15 protein-coding genes are annotated in these 23,606 nt (G+C 43.4%); 13 read left to right on the top strand and 2 right to left on the bottom strand.

Annotation, left to right across the window (positions count from 1 at the left end; all coding sequences use genetic code 11):
* Positions 1-74: 74 nt before the first annotated feature.
* The gene (locus GVN20_RS23720) at positions 75-5,120 is read right to left on the bottom strand and encodes a 3-coathanger stack domain-containing protein (RefSeq protein ID WP_166560731.1); all 5,046 of its coding nucleotides are present in this window, start codon (positions 5,118-5,120) and stop codon (positions 75-77) included.
* A gap of 307 nt (positions 5,121-5,427) precedes the next feature.
* Positions 5,428-9,045: a PAS domain S-box protein gene (locus tag GVN20_RS23715; RefSeq protein ID WP_166560730.1), complete on the bottom strand. Its 3,618-nt coding sequence runs from the start codon at positions 9,043-9,045 to the stop codon at positions 5,428-5,430.
* 313 nt (positions 9,046-9,358) lie between these two features.
* Between GVN20_RS23715 and rsmA the strand changes: the two genes are divergently transcribed.
* The 13 genes from rsmA (at position 9,359) to ubiG (ending at position 23,479) form a co-directional block, all read left to right on the top strand.
* Positions 9,359-10,234, top strand: a complete 876-nt coding sequence (rsmA, locus tag GVN20_RS23710) for a 16S rRNA (adenine(1518)-N(6)/adenine(1519)-N(6))-dimethyltransferase RsmA (RefSeq protein WP_229599173.1) — start codon at positions 9,359-9,361, stop codon at positions 10,232-10,234.
* A gap of 75 nt (positions 10,235-10,309) precedes the next feature.
* Complete coding sequence (mgtE, locus tag GVN20_RS23705) at positions 10,310-11,659, top strand: magnesium transporter (protein WP_166560729.1); 1,350 nt, start codon at positions 10,310-10,312, stop codon at positions 11,657-11,659.
* 12 nt (positions 11,660-11,671) lie between these two features.
* Positions 11,672-12,031, top strand: coding sequence for a DUF4180 domain-containing protein (locus tag GVN20_RS23700; protein ID WP_166560728.1), 360 nt, complete (start codon positions 11,672-11,674; stop codon positions 12,029-12,031).
* 141 nt (positions 12,032-12,172) lie between these two features.
* The gene (locus GVN20_RS23695) at positions 12,173-12,688 is read left to right on the top strand and encodes an SgcJ/EcaC family oxidoreductase (RefSeq protein ID WP_166560727.1); all 516 of its coding nucleotides are present in this window, start codon (positions 12,173-12,175) and stop codon (positions 12,686-12,688) included.
* Between the two features lie 279 nt (positions 12,689-12,967).
* Positions 12,968-13,924 (top strand): nitrilase family protein, encoded by a 957-nt coding sequence (locus GVN20_RS23690; protein WP_166560726.1) that lies wholly within the window; start codon positions 12,968-12,970, stop codon positions 13,922-13,924.
* Positions 13,914-14,834: an alpha/beta hydrolase gene (locus GVN20_RS23685; RefSeq protein WP_229599172.1), complete on the top strand. Its 921-nt coding sequence runs from the start codon at positions 13,914-13,916 to the stop codon at positions 14,832-14,834. Before GVN20_RS23690 ends, GVN20_RS23685 begins: the two co-directional genes overlap by 11 nt.
* A gap of 197 nt (positions 14,835-15,031) precedes the next feature.
* A complete protein-coding gene (gene nhaA / locus GVN20_RS23680) occupies positions 15,032-16,183 on the top strand; it encodes a Na+/H+ antiporter NhaA (RefSeq protein WP_166560725.1) in 1,152 nt (383 codons plus the stop codon).
* 52 nt (positions 16,184-16,235) lie between these two features.
* Positions 16,236-16,925: a response regulator transcription factor gene (locus GVN20_RS23675; RefSeq protein WP_166560724.1), complete on the top strand. Its 690-nt coding sequence runs from the start codon at positions 16,236-16,238 to the stop codon at positions 16,923-16,925.
* Positions 16,922-18,316, top strand: coding sequence for a HAMP domain-containing sensor histidine kinase (locus GVN20_RS23670; protein WP_166560723.1), 1,395 nt, complete (start codon positions 16,922-16,924; stop codon positions 18,314-18,316). The genes GVN20_RS23675 and GVN20_RS23670 overlap by 4 nt, the downstream gene beginning before the upstream one ends.
* A gap of 304 nt (positions 18,317-18,620) precedes the next feature.
* Positions 18,621-19,403 (top strand): GIY-YIG nuclease family protein, encoded by a 783-nt coding sequence (locus GVN20_RS23665; RefSeq protein WP_166560722.1) that lies wholly within the window; start codon positions 18,621-18,623, stop codon positions 19,401-19,403.
* Between the two features lie 149 nt (positions 19,404-19,552).
* A complete protein-coding gene (locus GVN20_RS23660) occupies positions 19,553-21,544 on the top strand; it encodes an ATP-dependent endonuclease (protein WP_166560721.1) in 1,992 nt (663 codons plus the stop codon).
* Between the two features lie 445 nt (positions 21,545-21,989).
* The gene (locus GVN20_RS23655) at positions 21,990-22,577 is read left to right on the top strand and encodes a Crp/Fnr family transcriptional regulator (RefSeq protein WP_166560720.1); all 588 of its coding nucleotides are present in this window, start codon (positions 21,990-21,992) and stop codon (positions 22,575-22,577) included.
* Between the two features lie 101 nt (positions 22,578-22,678).
* Positions 22,679-23,479 carry a bifunctional 2-polyprenyl-6-hydroxyphenol methylase/3-demethylubiquinol 3-O-methyltransferase UbiG gene (ubiG, locus tag GVN20_RS23650; RefSeq protein ID WP_166560719.1) on the top strand — a complete coding sequence of 267 codons (801 nt, stop codon included), beginning with the start codon at positions 22,679-22,681 and terminating at the stop codon, positions 23,477-23,479.
* Positions 23,480-23,606: the final 127 nt, after the last annotated feature.

The following is a 23,606-nucleotide window of genomic DNA, read 5'->3' as shown; positions in this document are numbered from 1 at the left end:
AATCCCTTTGGCAAAGCATGACGTCAGATTTGTCATGCTTTCACCAAAGGGATGAGGAGGTATTTGACAACAGTTTATTTTTGATTCAAACTTTCTTCCGAACCTACTGCTGCCGGAACTGGAGTTGAACAATCACCGATGACTGCCAGAAAGCTATTACCCGTGGCTGAAAAACCAGGGGATAGTGTCACCGAATTAGTGGCCTGATATACCACCTTCGCACCCGAAATTTGATTAGTCGCCGTAATCTTACCCGCCACCTTCAACACCGTGCCTGAGGTAATAGGCTCCGTCACGGTCAGGCTATTGGGTCCGCTGCTACCCGCACTTTGACTTTCGTAAACGCCCATGTCGGCAATTCCGATTCCAATCGGAAAAGGACGTGCATTACCGTCCAAATCTACATTTGGTGCACCAGCATTGCTGCCCGAGTTGATGGCTGGAGAACAAACCTGCAAATGATAATCACCCAACACACCCATAGGGGCCAGTCCTGTAGGATTGGGGTTGACAAACAACGGATTCAGGCTCAGGTTGCCCGTACCGGTATAGCCTCCCTCCACAATACTGTTGGTGATGTTGCTGCCAGCGGTGGATTGCAGCGGCGTATTGCCCCACAAAATACTGTTCTGAATTGTCGTTGTCGAATTGGAGTTATAAACGCCACCCACGTTATTGCTTCCATCTTTGTTGGAAGCAATCGTGCAATTCATCAACCTAGGTTGGCTTTGGTTGACGTACAGTCCTCCCCCCAACCCTTTGTTGATGGCAAACAATACGTTTTCAAAATACGGTTGGCTTCCACCCAACAAATACACCCCACCACCAAAGGTGGCTTCATTGCCAAAAATAACACTCTGGATGATGTGAAGATGTGAGCTGTCGCGTAGGTGCATCCCGCCACCGCCAGTGGCTCGGTTGTCAGTGATGGTACAATTGATAATAAGTCCTTTACTTTTTTCAATCGCCAAAATACCTCCTCCTGAGGCCTGAATACTAGGGTCGTCCAAGTTATTGGTCTGGTTGCCCGCGAAAAATTCAGCAAAGCCTCTTACGACTCGGAATCCGTCGAGTTGGGTGGTGTCGTTGGTAGACTTAAACAAAACGACGTGGTACGTATTGTCATCTGGAACGCTGGTCCCAATCTCTCCACTGAGGATGGTCAAGTTGGTTTGCCAGTTGCGTTCTGAGAGTAGGGTTTCCGTGCCAACAAATCCACCGAATACTTTCACGCCTGATGGAATGGAGAAAACGTCTTTGCGCAATGTGCCTGGCTTGTAAGTACCCTGCGCCACCCAAACCTGCACCGTGCTTACTGATGCCTTCAAGGCCGCGGCAGCGGTCAGTCCTTGTTGCAAGGAGGCGAAGGCTTTGCTCCAACTACTGCCATCCTGTCCGGGAGCGTTGTTGGCCACGTTGACATAAATCACGCTAGTCAGAGCAGGCAAAACCGTCACTATAAACTCCGTTGACTTGCCACTTTGACAAGTTACACTGAGACGGGTTTGTTCGCAACGAGCATAATAAGCGGTAGTTTGCAAGGGACTGACTGGCATTGAAACGGGAGCATCGTCGGCGGCTTGGTACCAACGAAGCGTAAAACTTGGCCCAGTACATCCAGTTGCCGTCAAGTTTATGGAACTGCCCGCATTAATGGTATCGCCCTCCGCCACTAGGGGCACCGCAGGATGCAAAATGTAAATCTTAACCGTGTCCAATCCTCCTTGACATACATTAGCCCCTGGGTCGTTGCTCATGGCGCCAAAACTGAGGCTATCCAGTAGCTTTCCCGTGGCATTGAGCACAAATTTAGCGAAGGGCTGTGTATCAGGGGTGATAAATGTCCCAAAGGCGACGTTCTTCTGCCAAACCATGTTGGTGGCTACCCCAGAAAGCGTCGCGTTCAACACAATTGTATCCGTATTGCAAATGGCTTGGTCAGGCCCCGCATCGACTATCGACGCTGGGTCGTATTTGATAACAACCGAATCGACAGCGGCTTTGCAGATGCCTGCGGGGTCGTCGGTGGTTAATTTAAGCTTCACACTTCCCGCCGTGATTTCGCCAGGGGTTGGCGTATAGGTGGCATTGAGCGTGGTATTGTTGGGGGTGAAAGTCCCCGCACCGCCGCTCCAGGTCGCCACCGTAGCCGTCCCGCCCTTGCTACCAGCTAAAGTAACCGTCGGGCTGCTTGAACAAACCCTCTGTTCAGGGCCAGCTTCTACCGTAGGACCGTGTATAATGTAAATTTTGACCGTATCCAATCCGCCTTGACACACATTGGCCCCCGGGTCGTTGGTCATAGCGCCAAAACTCAGACTGTCCAGCATTTTTCCCGCCGCATTGAGCACGAACTTAGCGTTAGGCTGTGTATCAGGCCCTATGAACGTGCCAAATGCAGCATTTTTCTGCCAAACCATGTTGGTAGCTACCCCCGAAAGCGTAGCACTCAGATAAATCGTATCCGAATCACAGACAGTTTGGTCAGGCCCCGCATTGACAATGGCCGCGGGGTCGTAAATAATGACTACTGAATCAACTGCCGATTTGCAGATGCCTGCGGGGTCGTTGGTGGTTAATTTAAGCTTCACGCTTCCCGCCGCGATTTCGCCAGGGGTTGGTGTGTAAGTGGCGTTGAGTGTGCCAATGTTGGGGGTAAAGGAACCCGAACCCCCGCTCCATATCGCCGCCGTAGCCGTCCCGCCTATGCTGCCAGCTAAAGTAACGATTGGGCTGCTTGAACAAACCCTCTGTTCAGGCCCTGCCTCAACCGTAGGTCCGGGTTGAATGAAAATTTTAACCGTATCCAAGCCCCCCTGACACACATTGCCACCGGGGTCGTTGCTCATAGCTCCGAAACTCAGGCTATCTAGCATTTTTCCCGCCGCATTGAGCACAAACTTGGCTTGAGGCTGTGTATCGGGTCCTATGAACGTGCCAAATGCCGCATTTTTCTGCCAAACCATGTTGGTAGCTACCCCCGAAAGCGTTGCGTTGAGATAAATCGTATCCGAATCGCAGACGGTTTGGTCGGGTCCCGCATCGACTATTGCCGCAGGGTCAACGGTTATCGTGCCTTTAATGGTATCTGATACACAACCATTTGCATTTTTGAGTTGCAGGTTATACGCCATAGATGGTAAAGTTGCACCACCTGTGAGATTAACCGTAATCGAAGAAGGCGCTGCTGCTAAAGCTACATCGTTGACTGAAGTAATCCCCGGGCCAGAAATTGAATAGCTTATGGGGCTACCAGTAGTAGCCGTGTAAGGAATGGTGAACGATTTTGTTCCCTGACAAATATTAGGAATAGTACCCGTAGTAAGGGTGATAGGGGTTGTACAATTTACCTGAGCAAGCGCGAGGTCGGCCTGCAAAAGTCCGTGGCCTGTACGGAAATCAAAGCCCGTTTGGAAGCCCGCAATGTCGGGGTCGTCCATGTCTATGGTCGAATTTTCCATCACGGTTTTGATTTGATCAGGCGTAAGCGGTGATTGTCCATTGCGCGACTGAATCATCAAGGCCGCCACTGCCGCAGCATGGGGGGCCGCCGCCGAAGTCCCAAAAAAATTACGAAAAGTATCCGGATCTTGGTTGCTATCGTTTCCAAAGAAAGAGTTATTTCCTCCATCGGGGCCCGTAATTTCAGGTTTTGAGTAAAGAATAGGTGCTGATAAACGATTTCCCGCATCATCAAACAGAATGGGCGTACCACCGAGAGAAGAAAACGATTCAATGACGGGTGGGTTGACTCCATACGCTGGAGTACGAAACCAAGGCGCAGCACCAACTGCGATGGCCCCTGCCGCATTAGCGTGCCCCACGAGGGTAGAGGCATTGATGCCCGGTATTGCAGTATTGCCAAAAGTAAGCGGTAACCCGTTGGTAAAAATGACAATGCGCAAATTTTGAGGTGCCGGACCTGCAGTATGCCGAATTGCCAGATTTCTGGTTCCTCCAGAAGTAAGTATTTGTAGCTGCTCTATCGGATCCAAGCCAATATTATTGGTGGGAGTCGACGGGACAGGAGCTGTACCAGCAGCATTATACCAATAAATATCCATATCTGTCTGCGCACCCGCTCCCCCGCTTACCGAAGGAAAAGGCTCATCCCATTGAAGAACGACGGTATAGGTAGCGGCGGCTAACCCCGTTATCTGCAACATGTATACGTCTGGATCTCCAGGAGCTGCAAAGTTATGGGCAGGTACGTTTGACATAGTTATTCCAGGAAATGTAAACGAACCAGCCCGAAAGTTATTGGCATAAGCCGTTCTAGCACTGTTGCCTGCGGCTGAAAAATAACTAACCCCTGCCGCTTTGACGGTATTGACGGCTTGGGCAATGAGACCATTTTGAAAGAACGGCTCGGCAAAGTAAAAAACATCATCAACGATAACCTTGCAGGTCGCATCTTTTAAGGCAATTATGTTGTTGGCAAAACCAGCCTGGCCGCCCACAAAAGCAGTGGCAAATGCTTGGGGGGCCCCAGGTGCCACATCATGGATAATTTCTACCATTGCCCTGCCTTCATCGCTGCCACCGCTGGATAAATCTGCCAATACTGAAACAGGGGTGGTAAAGCCGTTGGGATTACCCGGACCGGGCAATTCACCGTTGGTAACCCCTGCGGCAGCCCCGCCCAAGTTATTGTAACTATCAGAGAGAACACCGACTTTTACCCCAGCACCGTTTACCCCGTAGGTTACGCGCGCCAAATGGCTTTTCATTGCCGTATCTCCCTGAGAGACAACCGCCCCGTGGCTCGGCTTATACTCAGCATTAGCCTTTCTCATTTCCTGAACATTCTCCAGTTCATTTAAGCGGGAAACTGGAACCGAAATGGTGACCGTAAACTTAGTGGTTACTATAATATCGAAATTTTTGGCTCTTAATTCATTTACCAAAACGGCAGAACCAGTTTTAGCAAGTAACCGCACCACTACATTCCCTTTGGCATCGTACATGATTTGATCAAAGACCAACTGATCTCCTTCCGTTTGAATAGGCACAAACCCTGGGAGCAGTCTTTGCAACTCATAACTAAGCTTACTAGCGGGATTTTGGGTAACACCCAACAAACTATATAAGCAGAATAAAAATAGAAGTAACCTTTTCATATTTTGAGGTTTAGAGTTTAACAATCGTGAAGTGAATAAGCTAAAAATTAGCGCTGGAAAGTAGGGATTATATACCTAAAAACAATAATAGCATTTTTTTTATTAAAATATAACTTAAACAAGTTTTTATTGAATCCATTTGAAATAAAAAACACCGCCCATGCTTCATTTCCGAAGTTGGCGGTGTCTATTGGGTCTAATTTATCTACTTTTTTGCCGATAGCGGAGTATCTCCCCCCACAGTCTATATTTTTATTTCTGCGTAAATTTTGCCGTTGGAGGGTGTTCTCACCCCCAACCTATTCCGCTATTTCTGCGTAAATTCTTCCAGTATGGTCTGGTATTCCTTCAAAAACACCTTGAATTCCTGCTCTAGTTTTGGCAAATCCTCGCCTAGCGTGCTCATATCGTTGGTTTTTAATTTCCCTTCGCCAATACGAGCAATCTCGGCCACACGCGCTACCCCGATGGTGCCCGCGCTTCCTTTGAGCGTGTGCAGGTTGCTTTTTACCGTTGCTATGTCATGGTCTGCAAATGCCGCCACGGCTTCATTGACCAACTCGGTAGCCTCGGCCACGAAATCTTCAAAAATAGAACTGACCAACTCCATGCCGCCCAGTTGTCGCAACTGCCCAACAATCTCTAAATCAACGATGGGCAATTGCAGCTCCTGCGCAATCTCTTTTTGTTTTTTCTGCAAAACAACCCCCTCTTGAAAGGTTTTGCCCGCATCAATGATTTCCTTCACTTTTTGAATCAATACCTGCGCCCGAATCGGCTTAGGCACGTAGTCGTCCATCCCCTGACTCAGAAAGCGCTCGCGGTCTTCTTTCATCGAATAGGCCGTCATGGCCACCACCGTAGGGAGCTTGGTACCAAACAATTCGCGTAGGCGCTGGGTGGTTTCGATGCCGTCCATGTCGGGCATCTGTATGTCCATGAATATGGCGTTATAATAAGGCCCCGCCGAGGCAAAATTATCATTCACCAACTGAATGGCCTGCTTGCCGCTTTCGGCCGTATCGACCACGCATCCCGACTTTTTGAGGATTTCGCTCGCTACTTTTCGGTTCACGAAGTTGTCATCTACCAACAAAAGTCGGGGGTGAAAATCGCTAAAGAAATTCTCAAATCTAATCTCCTGGCTGTCGGCTTTTTGCTGGGTGGGGCTAATCATTGTTTCTTTGGTTTCAAACGTAAACCAAAACGTACTGCCCCGATCTACGTTTGACTCCACCCCGATTTCGCCCTTCATCAGGCGGCAAAGCTCCTTTGAAATGGCCAACCCCAACCCCGTTCCGCCAAAAGTTTTACGCGAGGAAGTATCTACCTGACTGAAGGCATTAAACAGCAGATTCAAGTTTTCTGTCGAAATTCCAATGCCCGAATCTTGCACTTCCACCTTGATTTTATGGAATTTACCTTTCGTCCATACCGACGACACCTTGAGTTTTACCGCGCCGTTTTCCGTAAATTTAATGGCGTTTGAGGTCAAATTAGAAAGAATTTGCAGCAAACGCGTTTGGTCGGCAATGATAAACTGCGGCAGGTTTTCGGCAAAATGATAGCTGAGCGTATTGTTCTTATTACGGGCGGTTTGGGCAAACAACGCCGTCAGTTTTTCAAATATTTCTTCCAACGCCACGGGGGCTTCATTGAGCGCCATTTTGCCCGCTTCGATTTTCGACAAATCCAGAATATCATTCAAAATATTGAGCAACGTACCCGACGAGCGGCGCATGGTCAGGATATAATCTTTTTGTTCGGGATTCAGCGGGGTTTCGTTCAGCAAATCAATCATCCCGATGATGCCGTTCATGGGCGTCCTGATTTCGTGGCTCATGTTGGCCAAAAACCGTTCCTTCACTTTCAGTGAGCGTTCGGCTTCTTCTTTGGCTTTGACGAGTTCTTCTTGGTTACGTTTCAATTCGGTGATGTCCCGCGCCAAGGCTGCCACAATAGGCGCTCCGTCTTCATCGCGCAAGAGGAGCATATTAAACATAAACTGTCGAACGGTGCCATCTTTGATGCGCAGCTCGGCCTCAAAATTCCGCAGACTTTTATCCCGACGAAGTCGCACAAGCGCCGCGTGAATGCGACCTTGGTCTACGAAATAGTCGGTAATATTGGTTCCCATCGCCTCCTCAATGGTGTAGCCCGTGCGCTTGAGTACGGAGGGGCTAATCATCGTAATTTTGCCGCTGCGGTCGGTGCGCACGTATATATCCTGAAGATTAACGAAAATCCCTCTGAACTTCTCTTCGCTTTGTTGCATCGACAGTTCGGCCAATTTGCGCGGCGTAATGTCGCGTGCCACACCTGATACTTCTTCTATCACTCCTTCTTTGGGCTGAATCGGGTTTAAGCTGAATTCTAGCCACATATCACCTTCGCCGTTACGGGTTTCTATTTTCATCTCAAATCCCTGCGGATTTCCCTTAAACGCCTGCCGGTATCGTTCTTCCATCTGCCGGCGATTTTCGGTGGTCATCAATTGCCACCCCAAACGCTCGGTGGTGGTGTTGATGGCAGGCGTGGTACGAAGGTGCTGTTGCAAAAACGCCGAATAATTTTTATTGAATGAAGTCAGTTGCAACGCCTTATTTACCGACCAAATCAGGTAGGCACTGCTGTCAAAAATGGCGTTTAGGCGCGCCGTTTGGCGATTCAAATCCGCTTCGTTTTGCTTTCTGGCAATCGCCAACGCCACCTGCCCTGAGATAAACTCCAACATTTCGAGGTTTCGAGGGCGGTATTGATTGGGGTTTGAATACGATTTTACGCCAATGATTCCCGTGACCCGGTCGCCGATGCGCAAAGGGACGCACAGCAACACTTTGGGGATTTTGCCGTACATATAAAGCCCTTGTTTTTCGGCCAGTTCTTCAATGTCTTTTTCGTACAAAAACAAGGGTTTATTGGCTCGAATCGCGTATTCGGTCAGTCCATTACCGATTTTACGTTTGGTAAATCGAACATTTCCTTTGAAATATTCATCCACGTAATACGGAAAATACATAAAGCTTTTGGTGGGATCGTAGAGCGCAATGAAGAAGTTTCGGGCGTCGATTACTTTCCCTAATTCCTCGTGGACCCGGGCGTAAAACTCGTCCAAATCCTGCGTTTTAATCATCCAGTTGGCAATGCTGTAGTACAAACTCTGCGAACGCTCGGCCCGTACCCGGCTCGTAGCATCGTGAAGAATACACCGAAAAGCCGTCGGTTTATCATTTTCGTAGCGGCAGGTCACACTCCCCGTCAGGTATATTTTTTTGCGTTGTTTGCTCCAGAAAATGGTCTCAAAATCAGGCACTTTCTCTCCTTCTTCCACCCGTTTGAGCAGTTGCATGGTTGCGTCTGCGGCATCGGGCCACAGCACGTCTTTGAGCGAAAGTGACACGAGCTCGTCTAACTCATACCCAAGTCGCTCGCGCCACGCCCGATTCACAAACAAAAACCGTCCGTCAAGCGATACCAATTGAATCAAATCGCTAGTGTTGTCAATTAAATCTTGTAACTGGGCATTGGATTTATTGAGCGCATTGGTGACGCGCAACTTGTTGGTCACATCTTCGCCAATCAACGTAAAGTCGGCAACATCTCCTGATTTTTTATTGATAATCAAGGAGTTGACCTGAACTCTTCTTAAATTTTTGTTTTTGGCTACCAGCGGAATTTCCCGAAACTCGGCCAATTGCCCACGTTCGAGCGATTCGTTTAAAAAAGCCTGTATTTCATCCCTTTGTTCAGTTGCGAGCAAATCTTCAAAAAAATTGAACCGTTGCAGGTCCTCCACTCCCCATCCCAACATCCTGATGGTGTACGCATTGGCATAGCGGATGGTCCCGCCGGGCGTGACCGTTAAGCCAAAAAGGTTTAGTTGTTCAAGAAAAGGGTTCGATTCGATAATGATTGGGGTTTCCACAATGCGTTCCGATTTGTGATTTACAATGGGTGATTTTTGATTGCCGATTCCCGGCCACTATTTTTCGTCATCCAACATTAAGGCAGCAAATTATTAAATTCTAACGTTGTTTGTGCTAGGGCAAGGTCGTTTATGAATAAAATCAATCATTTCTTGAAATTATACCAGACTATATCAAGATTCAACCCGCAGGCAAGCCAAGGCAGAGTGGCCACCTTAATACTTTGCGTCTTTGCGTGATTCAATTTAGCCAAAACTAACGTACTTTCGTGGCATAATCGCTTAAACAAGCCAATGGCTTGCCCCCGAAAGCATGAAAGTAAGACCAAAAAAACACTTAGGACAACATTTTTTGCGTGACCTTGACGCCTCAAAACGCATCGCTGATTTGTTGTCAGGACACGGAAAGTACGACACTGTTCTGGAAATTGGCCCCGGAATGGGGGTACTGACGCAGTTTATATTGCCAAAATCAGAATATACTACCTACGTCATCGAAATAGACCGCGAGTCGGTCGCTTACCTGAAAATCAATTTTCCTGCCCTCGAAGGCCGCATCATTGAAGGTGATTTTCTACGCATGAATTTGAAAGAATGGATAGAATCCGTGACCCAAAAAGAAGCGAACGCAATTGACGGAGAATCGCCCAAATTCGCTATTATCGGCAATTACCCTTATAACATTTCGTCCCAAATCTTGTTTAAAGCACTGGAATACAAAGACTTCGTCCCCGAAATTGTCGGTATGTTCCAGAAAGAAGTGGCGATGCGTATTGCCTCGCCACCCGGAAAAAAAGATTACGGAATTTTGAGCGTATTGTTGCAGGCGTACTACGACATTGAATATTCCTTTTCTGTTCCGCCCGAAGCCTTCGAACCGCCTCCAAAGGTGACTTCTGGCGTGATTCGACTGAAACGTAACGCCGTAACGCACTTAGAATGTGACGAAAAAAAGTTTATTCAGGTCGTAAAGGCAGGGTTTAATCAACGACGCAAAACCCTGCGAAACGCCCTCAAACCCTTGGGAATTCAGTTTGATCATCCTTTGTTGGACAAACGAGCCGAACAACTAGGCGTGGCAGAATTTGTATTACTGACAAACTTAGTCACCACTCATAGTCAAACAACCGCTGATAAAAGCCCGCAGCTTGAGGCTGACAATCTATCGTTTGAAGAAGACCTTTTTTAGTCTAATATATCGTCCGGAGTCAACATTCCGTCTGTTTTCCAAACTTACCCCCCACATCCTGACCATTGACGCGCAATGACGTTTGAGTTGACCAAAGAATACCTTGAGGAAATTGAAAAAGCCGTTGAAGCGCACGACGAGAAGTATCTGCGCGCGGCCATGGAGGAATTGTATCCAGCCGATATCAGCAGCATTTTGTACGAACTCGATACCGAACAAGCGCATTATCTGTTTAGCTTGTTGACGACGGAAATTGGGGCGGAGATTCTGGCCAACATCGACGAAGATGACCGCCGCCGCTTTCTTCAGGATTTTTCCTCCGTCGAAATCGCCCGTTACATCGAGGTATTTGACTCCGACGACGCCGTGGATTTACTCAAAGAGCAACCCATTCAAATTCGCGAAGAGGTCATCGGCTTGTTGCAAGACCGCGAGCAAGCGCGTTTTATCATTGACCTTCTCCCCTACGACGAAGACGTGGCGGGGGGATTGATGCAAAAAGAGTTGGTCAAAGCCAACGCCAACTGGACCGTCAACGAGTGCATTGAAGAAATCAGAAAACAAGCCGAAGACGTTGAAAAAGTCTACGCCGTGTACGTGGTCGACGACGAACAAACGCTTTTGGGGCTGATTTCACTCAAAAACTTGGTGCTGGCCCGCAAAAACACCAAAATCAGCAACATTTTCGACGAAGACATTCATTATGTCGAAACCTACCGCCCCGTAGAGGAAGTCACCGAAATCATGCAGCGCTATGACTTGGAAGCCATTCCCGTCGTCAACGTCCAAAAACGCCTGCTGGGGCGAATCACGATTGATGATATCTTGGACGTAGTGACCGAAAAAGCCGAAGAAGACATTCAGGCGATTTCGGGTATTACGGGCGAGGTCGAAGAAGACGACAGCCTTTGGGACCAAGTGAAGGCGCGTTTGCCGTGGCTCATCGTGGGCGTAATCGGCAGCTTGATGGCCGCCACGGTCATTCGCTTTTTTGAAGGAGAATTGACCAAAATCGCCGCGTTGGCCATGTTTATTCCCATCATGGGTTCTACGGGCGGCAACGTAGGCATCCAAACCGCTTCGCTCATCGTACAAGCCCTCGCCGACAAAACGGGTTTGGAAATAAGCTGGAAAGAACGTTTATTAAAAATAGTAGCTATTGCTTCACTCAACGGCCTGATTATCGGCATTTTGGCGGGTGTATACGTGCTTATTTTTAGCGAAACCCAGCTTTTCTGGGTCGTGAGTTTATCATTATTGGCCGTGGTGTTGTTAGCTTCTTTCATGGGAACCATTACGCCACTGATTCTCAACCGCTTTGGCATCAATCCCGCCGTGGCATCGGGTCCCTTTATCACCACTGCCAACGACTTGGTCGGCATTGGAACTTACTTCATGATTGCGCATTTTTTGTTGAAGATATAGACGTATTGAAAGATGGAAATACAAACACACCAGCGCAACGGCGTGAAAATAGCCGAGGTCATTTCAGATACCACCGTGATTGGCAACGCCGAAGAAGGACTCGATTTGTTGGGAAATCTATATTACCAAGATTTTGATAGAATCTTCATTTACCAACAAAATATTACCCCTGATTTCTTTGATTTAAAAACGGGTATAGCGGGCGAAATACTTCAGAAATTCTCTAATTATCGGGTTCGTTTAGCCATCGTGGGCGATTTCAGCGCGTATCAGAGCCAAAGCATCAAAGACTTTATTTTTGAAAGCAACAAGCACGGACACGTCAATTTTGTTGAATCCAAAGCGGAAGCGATTGAGCGATTATCCACGTAAGGTACCTTCTGTTTGTATATATCCAACGCAACGCTCCTCGGCCAAACTGATTTAAAAGCGCGATTTTGGAGTGTAGGCAATAGGGTCATCTCTGCTTTTTTACTAACTTGAACAGTCAAAACCCTAAGCTCAACAAATCCCATGAAACGACGCTTTTTAAAGAAAACAATTGGCTTTCTGGCCATCGTGTTTTGGGCAACGGTTACCCAAGCCCAAAGCCCCGCCGACTCCGTGGCCATTATGAACATAATCAATGAAGAAGTGGTGGCTTGGAACAACGGAGATGCCCAAACTTACGCCAAGCATTTTGCCACCGACGGTACATTTACCAATATTTTAGGGACTTTTTTTGTGGGTCAAAACGAGTTTCAGGCGCGGCATGACCAGATTTTTAAAGGGATATTCAACAAAACGGTGATGAAACAGGAAACGGTTTCCTTCAAATTCGCAAATCCTGACGCCGTTATTGTCGAAACCCTGACGTGGGTTTCTGGATTTTCAAATCAAGGCCCTCCCCGGGGTGCTTACCTTGACGAAAAGGGGCGTTTACGCACCCGACTTTTGCAGGTGATGACACGGCAAGGAAATGCGTGGAAAATCGTGGCGTATCATAATGTAGACGTCAAACAGGGAATACCCGTCCCAGAACCCCGCTGAATGTAAAATTTGACTTAAAAATGGATGAAGTCAGCACCGTCAACATTTTTGTTGTTCTTTATCCTAAATGCAAAAAATAGCCAATCAATACTTGTGCTATGAAGAAAATCAGTATTGGAAGAATTACGGATTTTAAAGATGCAAAAGATATAAGCAGTGGTTATTCGTTCAAAACAAAGGAAATAATCACGTTTGTAAAAACTTACGCAAAAACACATCGCGGTAAACAGTAAATCATCATTTACCAATGCCCGCTTGGCAATCAATTCTCAGCATTCCATGAATAAATTAAAAATAGCCACGGCTCAGTTTGAGCATAAAAGCGGCGACAAATCATATAATTTATCAGTCATTGAAAAGCTATCTCAAAAAGCGGCGGCGGAAGGCGCCAACATCATTGCTTTTCATGAATGCTCGATTACGGGTTATACGTTTGCGCGGCATCTTTCCAAAGAGCAAATGCTTGATTTGGCGGAATTTATTCCTGCCGGGGAAAGCATTTTAAAACTTACCGAAACCGCAAAAGCCCATAACATTGTAATACTGGCGGGGCTTTTTGAAAAAGATGAACATGACCGTCTGTTCAAAGCCTACGTGTGCGTAGACAAAAACGGATTGGTGGCCAAATACCGAAAATTGCACCCGTTCATCAATCCGCATTTAACGCCCGGCGACCAGTATTGCGTGTTCGAAATTCAGGGCTGGAAATGCGGCATTTTGATTTGTTATGACAACAATATCATCGAAAACGTAAGAGCCACAAAGTTGCTGGGGGCCGATATTATTTTCATGCCTCACGTCACGATGTGTACTCCTTCTACCCGGCCAGGCGCAGGTTTTGTGGATCCAAAATTGTGGGAAAATCGCGAGAATGACCCCACTTCGTTGAGGGCCGAATTTGACGGTTTGAAAGGACGTGAGTGGCTCCTAAAATGGCTCCCAGCCCGCGCCTACGACAATGCCATCTACGCCATTTTTTCAAACCCAATCGGCATGGACGACGACCAATTGAAAAACGGCTGTTCGATGATTATTGACCCCTTTGGAGATATTATTGCCGAATGCCGTTCGTTCGACGATAGTTTTGTCTGCGCCACGCTCGTTCCCGAAAAATTGACGCAGGCAGGCGGCCACCGCTACATCAAAGCAAGACGACCCGATTTATACAGAGACATCGTCGGGCAATCTCACCAACCAGAACAAAAGGTAATTTGGCTGAATAAGGATGAGAAATAATGTAAATACTGGACCGTTAAAAACCATCCGTAAGCCTTTTCTTTTCACAACATTTATGAAAGCAGCCTTGTCGATATTCTCGCTAATGTTCTGTATTACACTGTCATTTGCTCAGTCAAGTCCTCCCAAGCCCTTTGTACTTGGTCTGATTGATGAAATAGCATCGGAGCAGCTGGCGGAAAAAAGAATCCTCAACATTTACCTACCCGAGGGTTACAACAAAAACGACACCATCAAATACCCCGTTATTTATCTCCTAGATGGCTCGGCCGACGAAGATTTTATACACGTAGTCGGGTTGGTACAATTCAATACTTTTTCGTGGATCAACCGCATTCCCAAATCCATCGTGGTGGGTATCGCCAATACCGACCGTAGGCGGGATTTTACCTACCCAACGAGCATTGATTCCGACCAAAAGCGCAATAAAACCGCAGGAAAGTCCGAAAGATTCATTGCCTTTCTGGAAAAAGAGTTGCAACCTTACATCGAGCGTACCTATAAAACCACCAACTCAAAAACACTCATTGGGCAATCGCTGGGCGGGCTCTTGGCCACCGAAATTTTGCTCAAAAAAACCACTCTTTTTACCAAATACATCATCATTAGCCCGAGTTTGTGGTGGGACAATGCCTCGTTACTAAAACTACCGTCTCCCCTTTTTGAAGAACCTTTCCCGTCCAAAACGGACGTTTACATCGGAGTAGGAAAAGAAGGGCTTGCCCCAAGCGACATCCCGCACGTGATGGAAGTGGATGCAAACCTGCTGGTAGAAAGGCTCAAAACCACGAAAAGCAAAAACATTACGGTTCATTTTGATTATTTGCCGCAGGAAGACCACGCCACCATTACCCACCAAGCCATTTTTAATGCGTTTCGACTGCTTTATCCTTCGGGGAGTGACAAGTAAATGTATCCTCCAGCCATCTTAGCTTGTTTTGTTGCTCCAATGCGAAGGCAACAAAAACCTATTTTAGGGGTTAAATAAGTATATGGAGTTTTACGTAAAAGTTGTTTTACTTAAAAAACAACTTAGATTTATCCACACATACGGTGGTTTTAGAATCAATTCTAAGCGAACCATTTTGAAAAATCATCCATTCCTCAATGAGAATCACTAAACTATTCAGAGAGTTTACAGAAAGCGAGAAAGCCGGTGGGCTAGTGCTTATTTGTTGTACGATTTTATCGCTCATCCTTGCCAATTCTTCATTTAGCAACGACTATATCCGTTTTTGGCAAATAGATTTTGCAGGACACAGTATTGGCCATTGGATCAATGACGGCCTGATGACTATCTTCTTTTTACTGATTGGATTGGAGTTAGAAAGAGAGATTTACGATGGTGAATTATCTAACATCAAAGACGCATTACTACCCATCTTTGGGGCAATTGGCGGTATGTTTGTTCCCGCTAGTCTTTTTCTACTTTTCAATTTTGGTACACCGACCCAATCGGGCGCTGGAATACCCATGGCAACCGACATCGCCTTTGCATTAGGTGTTTTATCACTTCTCGGCAACCGAGTCCCCGCATCTCTCAAAGTATTTCTGACCGCATTGGCCGTCATCGATGATCTTGGAGCTATTTTAATCATCGCTCTTTTCTACACCAAAACACTGTTATGGGTCAATCTATTCATTGCGTTGGGCATTTTTGCCGTGCTTTTGGTTTTTAATAGGCTAAAAATCAGAAACCTCATCCCGTATCTAGTAGGCGGAGTGATGATGTGGTATTTTATGCTAAATTCTGGGGTTCATGCCACCATTACGGGCGTTTTGCTCGCATTTGCCATCCCCTTCGGCAACGGTGACGAAAAATCAACCTCTTATCTTCTGCAACATTGGCTCCACAAACCCGTAGCATTTATTATTTTACCCATTTTTGCACTCGCCAACACTGCAATTACAATTAGTACCGATATTGGACAAACACTCACCCAAAACTACAACATAGGTATTGGACTTGGGCTCATTACAGGCAAACCCATTGGCATCTTTATCATCTCCTTTTTAGCGGTCAAATTCGGGATTTGTAAGCTTCCCGACGACCTTCATTGGAAATCCGTTTTGGGGGTTGGTTGCTTAGCGGGAATCGGTTTTACGATGTCCATTTTTATTACACTCCTAGCCTTTGAGAACGCAACAATCATCAACAATGCTAAATTTGCAATTCTAATTTCGTCATTAACTGCCGGACTCATTGGATATATAATACTAAAATTTAGCCTGAAAAACGAAATACCGTCCTTAGATTGAAGCACTTGGCTTTATATTAAACACATAGGCCAATTGAGTAAACCGTAAAAGCATGAAAAAAATACTGCTGGTAGAAGATGAAACAAGCGTAGTTGACTTTATAAAAAAAGGATTGACAGAAGGGAATTATGAAGTATCGGTCGCTTTTGACGGAAATACTGCCATCAATATGGCCCTAGAATCTTCTTTCGACCTTTTTATTTTGGACATTATGTTGCCCGACAAAAACGGCCTTGAAGTATGTAAAGAACTGAGAATCAGAAATATCAAATCACCAGTCCTTTTTCTGTCGGCATTGGGCACTTCCGAAAATATCGCCCTCGGACTAAACATCGGGGCCGATGATTACCTCATTAAGCCTTTTAAATTCATTGAGCTACACGCTCGAATTAACGCGCTTTTGCGACGCTCCTCTCAAAAAGAAGAAAATAAAGAAGAAAAATCTAAAAATGTATACCTCATTGGTGACTTAATGGTCAACGATGATGCCAAAACAGTCGCTAAAAACGGCAACGTCGTTTCTTTGACCGCCACCGAATACCGCTTATTATTGGTTTTAATAAAAAATAAGGGAAAAGTTCTTTCAAGAATAGATATATTGGAAAGTGCTTGGGATATTAATTTTAATTTGGGCACCAATGTCGTGGATGTTTATATTAATTATCTACGCAAAAAAATTGACCCCGAAAATGAGTTAATTCATACGGTGGTTGGGATGGGGTATATTCTAAAAGAAAAATGAAAACACAAACTAAAATAGCATTATTATTGGGCATACTTTGTATATCCATCGTTATTTTATTTAGTACCATCATTTACTATTTTTTGAATAACTACTCGTACGTAGATTTTTATAAAAGGCTCGAAACTCGGGTGCGCATTTCGGCCAAATATAACTTCAATAGCGACACGCTTGATGCGGCCTATCTAAAATCAATAAAAAATCAGCACCTCGAAAAACTCGAAAAAGAGAAAGAATATATCATTAAAATAACGCCCCAACTTACACTTGATTCGCTATCTAAAAAACATAAATTACCAAAGACTTTTTTAGAAACACTATTGAAAGAAGGTAGGGCAAAAGAGAAAGATGGAAGCTTTTTTTTTGCAGGCAGTAAAATTCAAAACGACAACAATCAACACCTTGTGATTGTATCAGCCGAAAATTACTACGTCACCCACCACCTCATTTTTTTAAGAAATATGCTCTTTGGGAGCATTGTGTTGTTGGTGTTGATTGTGCTATCGCTTTCGGTCTATTTTTCAAAACACATTTTCAAACCCATTAAAGAAATTACGGACAACGTAAAACAAATCAGCACCGAAAACATCCACCTTCGGCTTGAAAACAACAGCGTCAACAACAACGAAATCAGCGAACTGATTAACACTTTTAACGATCTGCTCAGCCGCATTGAAACGGCCTTTGAAACCCAAAAGAATTTTATCAGCAACGCCTCTCACGAGCTAGGCACTCCCCTGACGACCATCATCGGCGAGGCCGATGTTGCCTTGCTCAAAATCAGAACTCCGCAAGAGTACGAGCAATCCCTGAATAGTATTCTCCAACAGGCCGAACGGCTCGACCAAATCACCAAATCATTGCTTTTTCTGGCCCAAACGGGCTATAAAGGGAAGACCATCGTCTTTGAAATGCTGCGTATCGACGAAATTATCTGGGAAACGAAGGGGCTGATTGACAAGCTTAACCCCGACAATAAAATCTTTGTTGACCTGAATTTGCTGCCCGAAGACCCCAAAAAGCTAAAAGTAAAAGGCAATAAACAACTGCTGCACCTCGCCTTTGCCAATCTCCTCAACAATGCCTGCAAGTACTCAAACAACAGCCCCGTAACGGTCCATATCGCCTCCAGCAATACGCAGGTTGTGATCATTATTGAAGACCTGGGCATCGGTATTCCCGAAGCTGAAATGGCCTACATCTACGACCCTTTTTTCAGGGCATCCAACACCAAACTGTACGAAGGCTACGGCATAGGCCTCCCGCTGACGCGCAACGTGATTAACCTTCACAAGGGCGAGCTTGTGGTTAGTTCGGCCCTGAATGCAGGCACCAAGGTGCAGATAAAACTCCCACTGATTCAGTTCCCCCCCACCACGCCTTACCCCTAAAACGGGCAAATTAGAAATTAGCCCTCCTTTTATGGTTGCGACGCCCTTCCATTGCCTTATTTGGCCTTATAGTATCCCATTCCGAACACTTCAGATACCGTTTGATAACTATTTTATGAGATTGACGTATAAAAGAGGAATGTTTGTCTTTATTGGGGATAAAGGCCTCAAAGTTCTACAATCACTTGAAAGGCTCAAAAAAATCAACGTCGGCCAACATGAAATGGGTGCAATAGGCTTGGCAAACGCCAACAGACTGCACCCATTTGCTCTCAGTTATGCGGCATTTTAAAAATACATAACAATGAATAGACTTCTTAACATAGGATTCATAAATGTTGGTCATTGGACATTTAACAACAACATTTTAAGGTATTATTTAACCTCTCATCAGGCGACAAGAAATATTCTTTACAGTTTTGTATCGAATGGGGTCATTAAATATATTGGAAAGACTACAATGGAACTGACAAGAAGAATGTATGGCTATCAGACTCCAGGACCTTCACAGACAACCAATATAAGAGTAAATGGAAAAATAAAAGAGCTTCTTCAAACAGACCAGCCAGTTGACATTTTTATACTTGTCGACAACGGACTTTTAAAATATGGCGACTTTAAAATTAATCTTGCCGCAGGACTTGAGGACACGTTAATTTATGAAATTAGTCCAGAGTGGAATTTCTCTGGTAAAAACAAACTTGAGGTGGAGAAAGAAAGTGATAGTGAAAATTTAATAATAGTAAATAACCCATTGGAAATTAAAAATCAAATAAACAAAACCTTTGAGGTTAAATTAGGAAAAGCATATTATAATCAAGGATTCTTTAATGTTTCACAAAATCATTCTGAAAATTTTGGTGCTGACAAAGCATTAATAGAAATCCAATTGGGCGACAATTCAAAAAATGTTATTCAAGGTTATATAAACAGAACAGCAAATAAAAATGGGACACCAAGAATAATGGGAGGAATAACATTGTCCAACTGGATTAAAAAGAATTATAAACAAGATGACATTTTAATTGTTAACATCCTAACTAATGTCTCTATCAAACTGAATGAAAAAGGTAAAACGACCGCATAACATGGGTTTGGCAAAAAAGCGGTTCCAGTTATTAATTGAAGCTTTGTTCTTCGTATCAAGTATAGTGCTGACAGAAAGCTTTGTACTTCGTATTCGCCACCTTCGCCAAGCTCTGCACCGTTAGCCACAATTGATACAACCATTACAATATGAAAATAATTGAAAGCGTAGAAATAAGATATTTTAGATCATTTGGAGAAAAAACTGTCAAAATAACTGAATTAAAAGATCTAAATATTTTGTCAGGCTCAAATGATGTTGGAAAATCTAATGTGTTAAAAGTTTTAAATCTATTTTTTAATAATGAAATCAATATCGGTGAACCATTTGATCTAAGAAAGGATTTGTCTTTTTTGCAACGAGAAAGAAGTGAGAAAGAATTACAAATCAAGAAAAGTCAACGAACAAAAGATGACCCTTATGCTTCACAAAGAGATTTATTTGTTAAAGTAAAGGTCTTTTTTAATCGAAATATTCCATCGGATCGTTCGACAACACCAGAAAAATTCTGGGTAGAAAAAACTTGGGATAAAAACGGATTTAATAAACAAACAAGTAACATTCAGGCGGCTTATCTAAAAAAAAACAAAAAAGAACCTACGCAAGCTCAAGCTGCAGCATTACAAGGTCAATTGACACAATTTTTAAACTCGATTAATTTCGATTATGTTCCAGCAGTAAAGGATAGACAATTTTTACAGTATTTATTCAAAAAATTACAAACTGCACTTTTTGAACGAGATAACACATTCCAAAAAACATCTCAGGACATAAATAGTAAAATTGCTGTAACTACATCAGACTTGTTTGATGAATTTAGAGAAAAAACAGGTATTGACGCAAGTTTTTCAATACCAGAATCGCTGATTGATTTTTTCACAACTATAAATGTGTCGACTGAAAAAGGGATTTCATTATACTCAAGGGGTGATGGAATACAAGCTCGATTTATACCTGCTATTCTAAATGAAATTTCTAAAGAAAAAAAGAATGTAATTTGGGGTTTCGAAGAACCTGAAAACTCCTATGAGTATAGAAATGCCGAGATCCTTGCAAATGATTTTTTACAAATCTATTCGAAAAAAAAACAAATTTTCATTACTAGTCATACAAAAGAATTTCTATCATTAATTAAAGGAAATGAGGATAGAGTTTCTCTTCATAGAGTTTATAAAACTGCTGAAAACGGGTCTTTAATAGATACTTATAGAAAGGATAAAGGGTTTGATAAAAAAGCCATTCAAAAATCTTTCTGGGGAGGCATTGAAGAAAAGGAGAAAACACAAGAAGAGCAAGATACTTTGAATAGAATATTTCAAGATATCGGTTTTTTGGAAACAGACCAATATTTGATTGAAAACTTGCAAAACCAACTTAGGACGCAAAGAAAACTTATTGAAGAGTCAGGTTTAGAGATTGAGGAAAGATTAAAAATAATCAATCACCTAAATAAACGTTTACAAGATGCTATTCTTAGCAAAGATTCATTGGAAAAGGAAATAGAAGAATTTAAAAAGCCAATTCTATATGTCGAAGATAAATATGATCAAATTTATAAAATTGCATTTTTAAAATCAAAAGGTGTGGAGTTTGATAAACAAAATTTTGAAATTCAATTTAAACAAATTGCGCCTTTTACCATAAGAAGAAGTGAAGGGGCAGGAAAGCTCTCTGGACGAATGAGAGTTGCAAACAATGATGGATACGAGGATAAAAAAATAATAGGACTTTATGATTTTGATAAAGAAGGACGAGAACAAATTCATCTTTTAAAAAACGACTCCTTTTGGCATGACGAATATTATGGTGATTTGACTAATGGGTTTTATCGAAAAAGGAAAGATCATAAATGCTTTATTGCCATGCTACTCCCTATTCCTCAAGAATTAGAGAGCTTTGCAAGCTTAGAGTGGGAAAATTTCATTAGTTACGTTGAAATCGAAAATCTTTTACCAAGCAAATTTCTAATTGAAAATCATTTCGCAAGTGAACAAACTTTTCCTGGTGGGAAATATCTCAAGATTAAGGATGCTAAAAAAGATAAAATATGGGAATCATTATTTGATTTACCAACGAATAATTTTGAAAATTTTAAGCCCTTATTTAAAACTATTATCACTTTATTTAATTTGCAACAATAATCAACAGTAGCTAACATCGCCTATCCAAAAGTGGCGGTTCAGTGGTTAAATCAAGCTTTGTGCATCTATCAAAGTTTCTGCTTGGTTGACAGTGAAGTACTTCGAAATCCCCCCCTGTTGTTCGTTGTCTTCCGTAGGGAGACTGCGAACGCAAAATAAATAGAGTGTTTGTAACACGGTGAGTGCCAAAGTAGCTTCTCATTTGTAGTTTTAAATTGCCGCTTTTAAGTAACTTTGTTTAATGGAAGCATTATAATAAAATGGCATAGCTTACACAAACTGACAAGAAGAAAGTGCAGACCAGCGACCACTCAAAAACGGAGCAAAACCGAAAAGCCTTACGAAATAGGAAAAAGTAGCAGAAGAAGTCTATGCAAAAATAGACAACGATTATTACAAAGGAGAAGGTGATATTTGATGGCAATAAAATTCAATCTTACACTTTATGGAATTAGACGGACTTTACCAAGATATCAACAATAAGGTAGGAAGTATGACCAAAGCAGAATTTGAAAGCATTCGACCATACTTCAAACGTATGACAACCATGAGAAAGCAGATCTTGGTCGCTGAAGGAGACTTTAACAACAAGCTTTTTTTTGTGGAGAAGGGTCTTGCTTATAACTATAAGACGCTGGATGACGGACAAATCAGAGTCATTACATTTGCGAGGGAAAACGAGTGGATTTCTGATATGGAAAGTTTTATTTCTGGCAATAAAGCTCAATTGACCGTTGAAACATTTGAAGCTAGCTCACTCTGGTTTCTATCAAAAGAAGATTGGGAACTGGCTTGTATTAAGAGTCCAAAAATTTCGGTATACTCACAGCTTCTTTATTCTCAGTGTACCAAGAATCTGTATTCTCAGGTTTCCGAGTTGGTTTCAAAGGATGCTGAGGCGCGATATAGTCAAATATTGACAAATATGCCCGACTTGCTCCAAAGGGTACCACAATATCTCATTGCAGCGTACCTCGGCATTTTGCCATCATCACTTAGCCGCATTAGAAGCAGTAAAAAAGTAATTTATTAGCATAGGCGAATGACTTTCATTTCTTTAAGTAGTTTTTTTGTAAAAAACAAGGGCGAAACCGAATAGCCTTACAAGTAGGAAAAAGCAAAACAAGAAATGAAATGGAAAAAGTAACACAAGAAGTCTATGCAAAAATAGACAACGATTATTACAAAGGGGAAGGTGATATTTGGTGGCAACCAGATTCAATGTTACACCTTCTGAAAACAAGTCTTAACCCTTGCAGAGTTGGCTATTTTAAGAAAGTACTCCACAAACTTGCTATAGACCCGCAGGGCAAAACAGCGTTAGAAGTTGGTTCAGGTGGCGGGATACTTACAGAAGAAGTTGCTAAACTGGGGTTCACTACCACTGGGATTGAGCCTGCCGAACAATCATTAAATACAGCCATCAACCACGCACGCCTTAGTGGTTTAACCATTAAATACGACAAAGGATTTAGCGAAAACCTTCCTTATCCTGACCAATCATTTGATTGTGTAGTATGTTGCGATGTGTTGGAACACGTCATGGATTTGCCCAAAACAATTTCAGAAATTTCCAGGGTATTAAAACCAAACGGTGTATTTTATTATGATACGCTGAATAGAACTTTCTTAAGCAAATTGGTAGCTATTAAAATTTGGCAGGAATGGAAACGTTGGGCGTTTATGCCACCCAATATTCATAATTGGGATATGTTTATTAAGCCCGAAGAACTAAAAACACTTCTTGCCCAAAATAAACTGGATTGGAAAGAACATAAAGGAACATCACCAAGTGTTTCCATTCCTAAGATGTTGGGTTATTTAAGAAAAAGAGTAAAAGGAGAATGGGGCTACGCTGAGCTTGGCAAAAACTTTCAATTGAAAGAAAGCAATGATATGAATATATTTTATCTGGGCTATGCTATCAAGCAATAATTGTTCTTTGCCCTGCCAAAACAAGAAAACCTGCCCATAAACGGCATTTGGCAAAAAAGCGGGTTCAGTGGTTAATTGAACATTCTGCCTCGTATCAAGTTCACTGCTGGCAGACAGTTTAGTGCTT

Origin of the sequence: Runella sp. CRIBMP, assembly GCF_009905605.1 — a bacterium.
In the GTDB taxonomy this organism is placed as follows: Bacteria; Bacteroidota; Bacteroidia; order Cytophagales; family Spirosomataceae; genus Runella.
Note: the sequence above shows the minus strand (reverse complement) of the source record. Positions and strands in the feature narration are given on the sequence as shown.

What these genes read in the sequence shown, in the direction of transcription:
- GVN20_RS23720 (WP_166560731.1), bottom strand. Translation starts at nt 5,120, where the DNA reads ATGAAAAGGTTACTTCTATTTTTATTCTGCTTATATAGTTTGTTGGGT.
- rsmA (WP_229599173.1), top strand. Translation starts at nt 9,359, where the DNA reads ATGAAAGTAAGACCAAAAAAACACTTAGGACAACATTTTTTGCGTGAC.
- mgtE (WP_166560729.1), top strand. Translation starts at nt 10,310, where the DNA reads ATGACGTTTGAGTTGACCAAAGAATACCTTGAGGAAATTGAAAAAGCC.
- GVN20_RS23700 (WP_166560728.1), top strand. Translation starts at nt 11,672, where the DNA reads ATGGAAATACAAACACACCAGCGCAACGGCGTGAAAATAGCCGAGGTC.
- GVN20_RS23695 (WP_166560727.1), top strand. Translation starts at nt 12,173, where the DNA reads ATGAAACGACGCTTTTTAAAGAAAACAATTGGCTTTCTGGCCATCGTG.
- GVN20_RS23690 (WP_166560726.1), top strand. Translation starts at nt 12,968, where the DNA reads ATGAATAAATTAAAAATAGCCACGGCTCAGTTTGAGCATAAAAGCGGC.
- GVN20_RS23685 (WP_229599172.1), top strand. Translation starts at nt 13,914, where the DNA reads ATGAGAAATAATGTAAATACTGGACCGTTAAAAACCATCCGTAAGCCT.
- nhaA (WP_166560725.1), top strand. Translation starts at nt 15,032, where the DNA reads ATGAGAATCACTAAACTATTCAGAGAGTTTACAGAAAGCGAGAAAGCC.
- GVN20_RS23675 (WP_166560724.1), top strand. Translation starts at nt 16,236, where the DNA reads ATGAAAAAAATACTGCTGGTAGAAGATGAAACAAGCGTAGTTGACTTT.
- GVN20_RS23670 (WP_166560723.1), top strand. Translation starts at nt 16,922, where the DNA reads ATGAAAACACAAACTAAAATAGCATTATTATTGGGCATACTTTGTATA.
- GVN20_RS23665 (WP_166560722.1), top strand. Translation starts at nt 18,621, where the DNA reads ATGAATAGACTTCTTAACATAGGATTCATAAATGTTGGTCATTGGACA.
- GVN20_RS23660 (WP_166560721.1), top strand. Translation starts at nt 19,553, where the DNA reads ATGAAAATAATTGAAAGCGTAGAAATAAGATATTTTAGATCATTTGGA.
- GVN20_RS23655 (WP_166560720.1), top strand. Translation starts at nt 21,990, where the DNA reads ATGGAATTAGACGGACTTTACCAAGATATCAACAATAAGGTAGGAAGT.
- ubiG (WP_166560719.1), top strand. Translation starts at nt 22,679, where the DNA reads ATGGAAAAAGTAACACAAGAAGTCTATGCAAAAATAGACAACGATTAT.